Annotated in this window: 7 protein-coding genes; 5 read left to right on the forward strand and 2 right to left on the reverse strand. The window is 38.6% G+C overall.

What is annotated here, in order from left to right; all coding sequences use genetic code 11:
* Positions 1 to 60: 60 nt before the first annotated feature.
* A complete protein-coding gene (gene psbP, locus A0J48_RS19170) occupies positions 61 to 606 on the forward strand; it encodes a photosystem II reaction center PsbP (protein WP_200325863.1) in 546 nt (181 codons plus the stop codon).
* 136 nt (positions 607 to 742) lie between these two features.
* Entirely contained in the window at positions 743 to 1,336 is a 594-nt protein-coding gene (locus tag A0J48_RS19175) for a Maf family protein (RefSeq protein WP_200325865.1), read from the forward strand.
* Between the two features lie 35 nt (positions 1,337 to 1,371).
* Here the strand turns inward: A0J48_RS19175 and A0J48_RS19180 are convergent, their stop codons facing one another.
* Positions 1,372 to 1,611 carry a DUF4351 domain-containing protein gene (locus tag A0J48_RS19180; RefSeq protein ID WP_200325867.1) on the reverse strand — a complete coding sequence of 80 codons (240 nt, stop codon included), beginning with the start codon at positions 1,609 to 1,611 and terminating at the stop codon, positions 1,372 to 1,374.
* Between the two features lie 113 nt (positions 1,612 to 1,724).
* On the opposite strand from A0J48_RS19180, the gene A0J48_RS19185 reads away from it, so the two are divergent.
* Positions 1,725 to 2,462 carry a phycocyanobilin:ferredoxin oxidoreductase gene (locus A0J48_RS19185; RefSeq protein WP_200325869.1) on the forward strand — a complete coding sequence of 246 codons (738 nt, stop codon included), beginning with the start codon at positions 1,725 to 1,727 and terminating at the stop codon, positions 2,460 to 2,462.
* Between the two features lie 269 nt (positions 2,463 to 2,731).
* Here A0J48_RS19185 and A0J48_RS19190 read toward each other — a convergent pair whose 3' ends face one another.
* Positions 2,732 to 2,893, reverse strand: a complete 162-nt coding sequence (locus tag A0J48_RS19190; protein ID WP_200325871.1) for a hypothetical protein — start codon at positions 2,891 to 2,893, stop codon at positions 2,732 to 2,734.
* Between the two features lie 517 nt (positions 2,894 to 3,410).
* On the opposite strand from A0J48_RS19190, the gene A0J48_RS19195 reads away from it, so the two are divergent.
* Both A0J48_RS19195 and devC read left to right on the forward strand, forming a co-directional pair.
* Positions 3,411 to 4,850 carry an HlyD family efflux transporter periplasmic adaptor subunit gene (locus A0J48_RS19195; RefSeq protein WP_200325873.1) on the forward strand — a complete coding sequence of 480 codons (1,440 nt, stop codon included), beginning with the start codon at positions 3,411 to 3,413 and terminating at the stop codon, positions 4,848 to 4,850.
* A 226-nt stretch (positions 4,851 to 5,076) separates the two neighbouring features.
* Entirely contained in the window at positions 5,077 to 6,231 is a 1,155-nt protein-coding gene (gene devC / locus A0J48_RS19200) for an ABC transporter permease DevC (protein WP_200325875.1), read from the forward strand.
* Positions 6,232 to 6,371: the final 140 nt, after the last annotated feature.

Raw genomic sequence — 6,371 nt, forward strand, 5'->3', positions numbered from 1 at the left:
ATAAAAATTTGCAATCATCCTTGTCTTATATTGCTGCCAAACCCAAAGGAATTTTGTCAAATGTGGAAACGAATTGCGTTAATCTTGCTGTTAGTCTTGAGTATCAGCCTTAGTAACCCTGGTGTAGCTGCTGCTGCTGGACTCAAAAGCTTTGTAGATACGGCTGATGGTTATCAGTTCTTATATCCTAATGGTTGGTTGCAAGTTAAAGTTAGCAACGGACCAGATGTTGTGTTCCATGATTTAATTGAGATATCAGAAAACGTATCTGTGGTGATTAGTCCTGTACCTGATGGTAAAACTTTGACAGAATTAGGAACACCCACAGAAGTAGGATATAAATTAGGTAAATCTGCCCTTGCTCCTTTAGATTCTGGCCGTTCGGCTGAATTAATCAATGTTGGTCAGAAGGAACTAGATGGTAAAACCTACTACCTTCTAGAGTATGAAGTAACTTTACCCAATCAGCAAAAACGACATAATATATCCAGTGTGGCTGTGAGTCGTGGTAAGCTTTTCACATTTAATGCTTCTGTACCAGAAAAACGTTGGCAAAAACTGCAACGTATGATTGATGAAGTTGTCACCTCTTTTACTGTTTATTAATTAGGTAACTGGAAAGAGAAATTTTAGATTTTAGATTTTAGATTTTAGATTTTAGATGAAAATTAAGTCAATAAAATCCAAAGTCCAAAATCTAATACCCAATTACGAATTACGAATTAAGAATTACGAATTATCAATGACTATTCCTCAATTTATACTCGCTTCTGCTTCTCCTGCCCGTCGTCGCTTGTTGCAAACTGTAGGTATAGAACCGATAGTTTACCCTAGTGATTTTGATGAGTCGCAAATTCAAATTAGTGAACCTGGACAATTAGTACAAACTTTGGCTGAATGTAAGGCAAAAACAGTAGTTTCACAATTTCCATCAGCTTTGATTATGGGTTGTGATTCGGTTTTAGCTATGAATGGTGAGATTCATGGTAAACCTGCAAATACAGAAGAGGCGATCGCACGGTGGAATTTAATGCAGGGAAATTTTGGTGACTTGTACACTGGTCATGTTTTGATTGACAATACACAGAATCGCACTGTTGTCAAGTGTCAAATAACTAGAGTTTATTTTGGCAAAATGAGCGATCGCGCCATTCAAGCTTATGTCAAAACAGGTGAACCCCTTAAATGTGCTGGTGCTTTTGCTTTAGAAGGGTTTGGGAGTTTATTTGTGGAAAAAATTGAAGGTTGTCACAGCAATGTCATTGGTTTGAGTTTACCTTTATTGCGGCAGATGTTAGCTGAATTGGGGTATGAAGTCACAGATTTTTGGAGATAGTGAAAATTGTTGATTGCGAGAATTTTAATTACATTTTAATTACAATTCTCACTCAACCAATTAATTAAATCAGCTTCAGTCTTAAAATCTAATAAAGCCTCTCTTAAATCTTCTAACTGTGTAAAAGATAAAGCTGCAATTTGATTTTGGATTTCTGTACTTACTTTTCCTAAATGACGCTGAAGTAGACGGATAATTAACTTCACTTCTGAGCGTCTTCCTTGTTCTAAACCTTCTCTCACTATTTTTTGATACACCACAGATTCTTGCATCATATCCTCCCGAAAATAAGCGTTGATTTTAATTATATGTTTATAATTCTTAATACAAATAAATAACCTTAGTAATTGTAAACTAGATCATAAATTACAACGTTTACATAAGAAAAATGTCTTCTACTTCTACCCCTTCCCTACGAGAACAACAACATCCCCTGATTCGCAATTTAGCTAATACCATTGAAGCGGTTTGGCATCAACACTTAGATTTATCACCTTATCATTTACCTGCGGAATTGGGATATGTAGAAGGTAGATTAGAAGGGGAAAAACTGATCATAGAAAACCGTTGTTATCAAACACCTCAGTTCCGGAAAATGCACTTGGAACTAGCAAGGGTGGGGAATATGTTAGATATTTTGCATTGCGTGATGTTTCCCCGTCCAGAATATGACATACCCATGTTTGGTTGTGACTTAGTTGGAGGTAGAGGTCAAATTAGTGCTGCAATTGCTGACCTTTCTCCTGTAAACCTAGAACGTATTTTACCAGATGGTTATAATTTTCAACTGACTACATTAAGCGTACCTAACTTTTCCCAACCCCGTGAATTACCAGAATGGGGAGCTATATTTTCCGATTTTTGTATCTTTATTCGTCCCGCTTCTGAAGAAGAAGAATCAATGTTTCTCCAGCGCGTGAGAGAATTTTTAGAGATTCATTGTACTCAAGCGATCGCATCTAGTCCCGTAGCACCAGAACAAGTAGAGAAAATTATCGCTGGACAAAAAAATTATTGTACCAAACAGCAACAAAATGATAAAACCCGGCGAGTTTTAGAAAAAGCTTTTGGTACAGATTGGGCAGAAAACTACATGACCACTGTATTATTTGATTTACCAGAATAACCATCTCTTCGTCTCTTCACACTTTCCACACATTCATCTCTCCATCTGTAAGTTCCGTTACGTTTTCCAGTAACTGATAAATGTAGAATTCATTTAACCAAAGTTTCATGGAGTTTTAAAACTGTATTAGTTAGAAATTATCAATCAGCAGTAAAAATCTTTACCTGCACAGCTTTATCATGAAATTTTTTACTTTATAGCAGGAGTCAGGAGTCAGGAGTCAGGAGTAAAACCCTCTTGTAGTGGGAATTTCATTATCAATTGATGTCCTAACCACCCTGTCCACGGCTATATTTACCTGCAATATGCCTTTTTCTGTTGGTTTTTAACCGTGCCAACTTCGCATTTTCAATTGCGGATTTTAGATGTTTGGCAGATTCTCCTAGCTGCAAATATCGCCTCAATAAACCAGGAACAATTAAGAGAATCATCACTAATAACTAATTTTGGTAATAGTATCTACTACTGCCAAAAATATCACTGCATTATTATATCTACCAAAATATAGCAGGAGGCAGTAGGCAGAGGGCAGGAGGCAGGAGGGAAAGCCTTATTATATCTACGTTTCAAAGATTAATAATGTCCTAATTATCCTGGCTACAGCTATATCTACCAAATCAATTCTGTTCGGCACAGTGCTAGAACTGATAATTTGACCAATTCTTAATTGATGGTACAAACCCCCGGATTTATCAGTGGAATAAATCCAAAATCTAAAATCCAAAATCTAAAATCTAAAATCCAAAATTGTTTGACTTTTTTCAACTGAGGCTAATTTGCTTTTTTACTTCCATTAGCACAAATCAGATAGAGGACTCCTATTTGATTTATGAAAAAAACTCCGTACACCCAAATCTGCTAAAACCCTATTCCCTATTCCCTATTCCCTATTCCCTGCCTACACAAGTAAATTCAGAAACCAAACCGGATTCCTATAGGTAATGTACCATGTCAAGGGTAAGTGAGAAGCCAAAGTTAACAGCACAGGCACTAGAAAAATCTAAAGTTTGGTTGAAAATTGCTGTAGCTGTACCAGTGGCGATCGCCGCAGGATTTCTAGCTACAGCCAAAATTGAACAATTAAAAAAACTCACTTCTTCCGTATCCATAGCCCCAACTGCCAGTAGTATCAGTGCTGTCGGCAGATTAGAACCGCGAGGAGAAGTGATTAAAATTGCCGCTCCCAACTCAGGACTCTCAGCAGGTTCACGAGTGCAGCAACTCTTAGTCAAAGAAGGACAACGAGTGCAGCAAGGTCAAGTCATTGCCATTTTAGACAGCCGCGATAGCAACATGGCAGCAGTCGAAGAAGCAAAAGCCAAACTGCAAGAATCTCGTGCTAATTTAGCCCAAATAACAGCTGCTTCACCCAGAGATATTCAAGCTCAAACAGCCGTCATTGCTAGGCTACAAGCTCAGTTAAACGGAGAAAAAGAGGCTCAACAAGCGACCATTTCCCGCATAGCAGCCGAGTTAAGTGGGGAAAAAGTTGCACAACAAGCCGGCATCCAACGTCTAGAAGCTGAACTCAAAGGGCAACAAGATGGTTTAAGAGCAACCATTGCCAAGATACAAGCCGAACAGCGAGACGCTCAAGTTGATGCTGGACGCTATGACTTCTTATACCAAGAAGGAGCCATTTCTCAACAAGAAAGAGACAAAAGGCGTTTGCGTGCGGCTACTGCTAATCAGCAACTGCGGGAAACTCAAGCCAGCTTGAGACAAGCACTAGGAACATTACAACAACAAATAGCACAAGCTAGAGCCACCCAAATTCAAACTATTGCCACCTTACAGCAACAACTAATTGAAGCTACAGCCAACCGCGACAAAACCGTGGCCACACTGCAAAGGCAAATAGACGAAGAAAGAGCCAGATTGAACAGGATACTAGATGTTCGTCCCACCGATGTCCGCATAGCCCAAGCTCAAGTTACCAATGCGATCGCCATTATCAGAAAAGCCCAAGCAGAACTGCAATTAAGCTATGTAAAAGCCCCAACCTCCGGTGAAATTTTAAAAGTTCACACCAAATCCGGGGAAGTGATGAGTACAAATGGCATTGCTGAACTGGGACAAACCGAGCAGATGTTTGTGATTGCAGAAATCCCTGAAGATAGTATTGGTAAAATCCGTGTTGGTCAAAGGGCGACTATCACCAGTGACAATGGCGCATTTAACGGCGAATTAAAGGGAAGTATTACCGAAATTGGCAGAAAAATTGGCAAAAAAGATGTGCTAAATAACGATCCAGCCGCAGATATTGATGCCAGAGTCGTAGAAGTAAAAATTGCTCTTCCCGCAGATTCTAGTCAAAAAGTTTCTGGTTTAACTAACGCCAAAGTTCTTGTCGATATCAATACTGAAGAAGGTACTAATAAACAGTAATTACATCAATCATGCTGCCATATCTCATAGCAAATGACGTAAGTATTCAGCCGTCAGCCGTCAGCCGTCAGCTAATGTCGGCACGCTACGCTAACAGCTTTGAAGACTGAAATACAAAGAATGAGAACAAATGAGGAGTGTGTAACTTTCCTGAAACTAATGCTTTTAAATCTTTGCTCTTGGTTATTGGCTGATTACTGATTACTGATAGCTGAATGCTTACCAAATGACTAAAAAAATACCTCTATCTTGGCTACAACTGACAAGAGAAAAAACTCGCCTAGCTGTGGCTTTATCAGGTATTGCCTTTGCTGATATTTTGATGTTTATGCAGCTTGGTTTCCGAGATGCACTATATTACAGTAACGTCAGAATGCACAGCAGTTTAAAGGGTGACATTGTTTTAATTAACACTCAATCTAATGCTGTGTTGGCAATGAAACCTTTTTCCCAACGGCGATTATATAAAGCTTTAGATTTACCAGCAGTTGAGTCAGTACATCCCATATATTTAGACTATACAACCTGGAAAAATCCCATTACAGGCCGCCCCCGGAGTATCCTCACTTTTGGGATAAATCCAGAATTTAATGTATTTGATTTACCTGGTGTTGAGGAAAATTTAAATAAACTTAAAATGCCTGATGTGGTATTATTTGACCGTTCTTCCAGAGTAGAATATGGTCCAATCGCCGCTGATTTTGAACAGGGTAAAAATGTCACAGCAGAAGTTAGACGAAGACGGACTAAAGTTGCAGGATTATTTACTTTAGGTGCATCCTTTGGTGCAGATGGAAATCTAATTACCAGCGATGTCAACTTTTTGCGGTTATTTAATACTCGACAGCGGGGATTAATTGATATTGGCTTAATTAGATTAAAACCAGGGGCAGAAGCAAATCAAGTTGCTGCCTATTTGCGGACTTATTTACCTACAGATGTTAATGTTTTAACTAAACAAGAATTTATTGACTTTGAAAGAAATTATTGGGCAAGTAGTACAGCCATTGGCTTTATTTTCACATTAGGAACAATTATGGGTTTTATTGTGGGAACTGTAATTGTTTATCAGATTTTGTATACAGAAGTAACAGATCATTTATCTGAATATGCTACCCTCAAAGCCATAGGTTATACACAGAACTATTTATTAACAGTCATTCTTCAAGAAGCATTCATGTTAGCAGTCTTAGGATATATGCCTGGATTTGCTTGTGCTTTGTTTATGTATAAAGTGGCTAGAGATGCTACACTTTTACCAGTTTTCATGAGTTATAATCGCGCAATTATGGTACTAATATTAACTATTTTTATGTGCTTTATATCTGGAGCGATCGCCATGAGAAAATTACGTTCAGCCGACCCAGCAGACATTTTTTAAAACAGGAGTCAGGAGTCAGGAGTTCAGGAGTTCAGGAGTTCAGGAGTTCAGGAGTTCAGGAGTATGGCTTACGCCACGCTGCGCTATCAGGAGTTCAGGAAGAAGAAAGAAAGAATTTTTCCCCATATCCCCATATCCCC

It is taken from the genome of Sphaerospermopsis aphanizomenoides BCCUSP55 (assembly GCF_001586785.1).
Classification (GTDB): domain Bacteria; phylum Cyanobacteriota; class Cyanobacteriia; order Cyanobacteriales; family Nostocaceae; genus Sphaerospermopsis_A; species Sphaerospermopsis_A aphanizomenoides_A.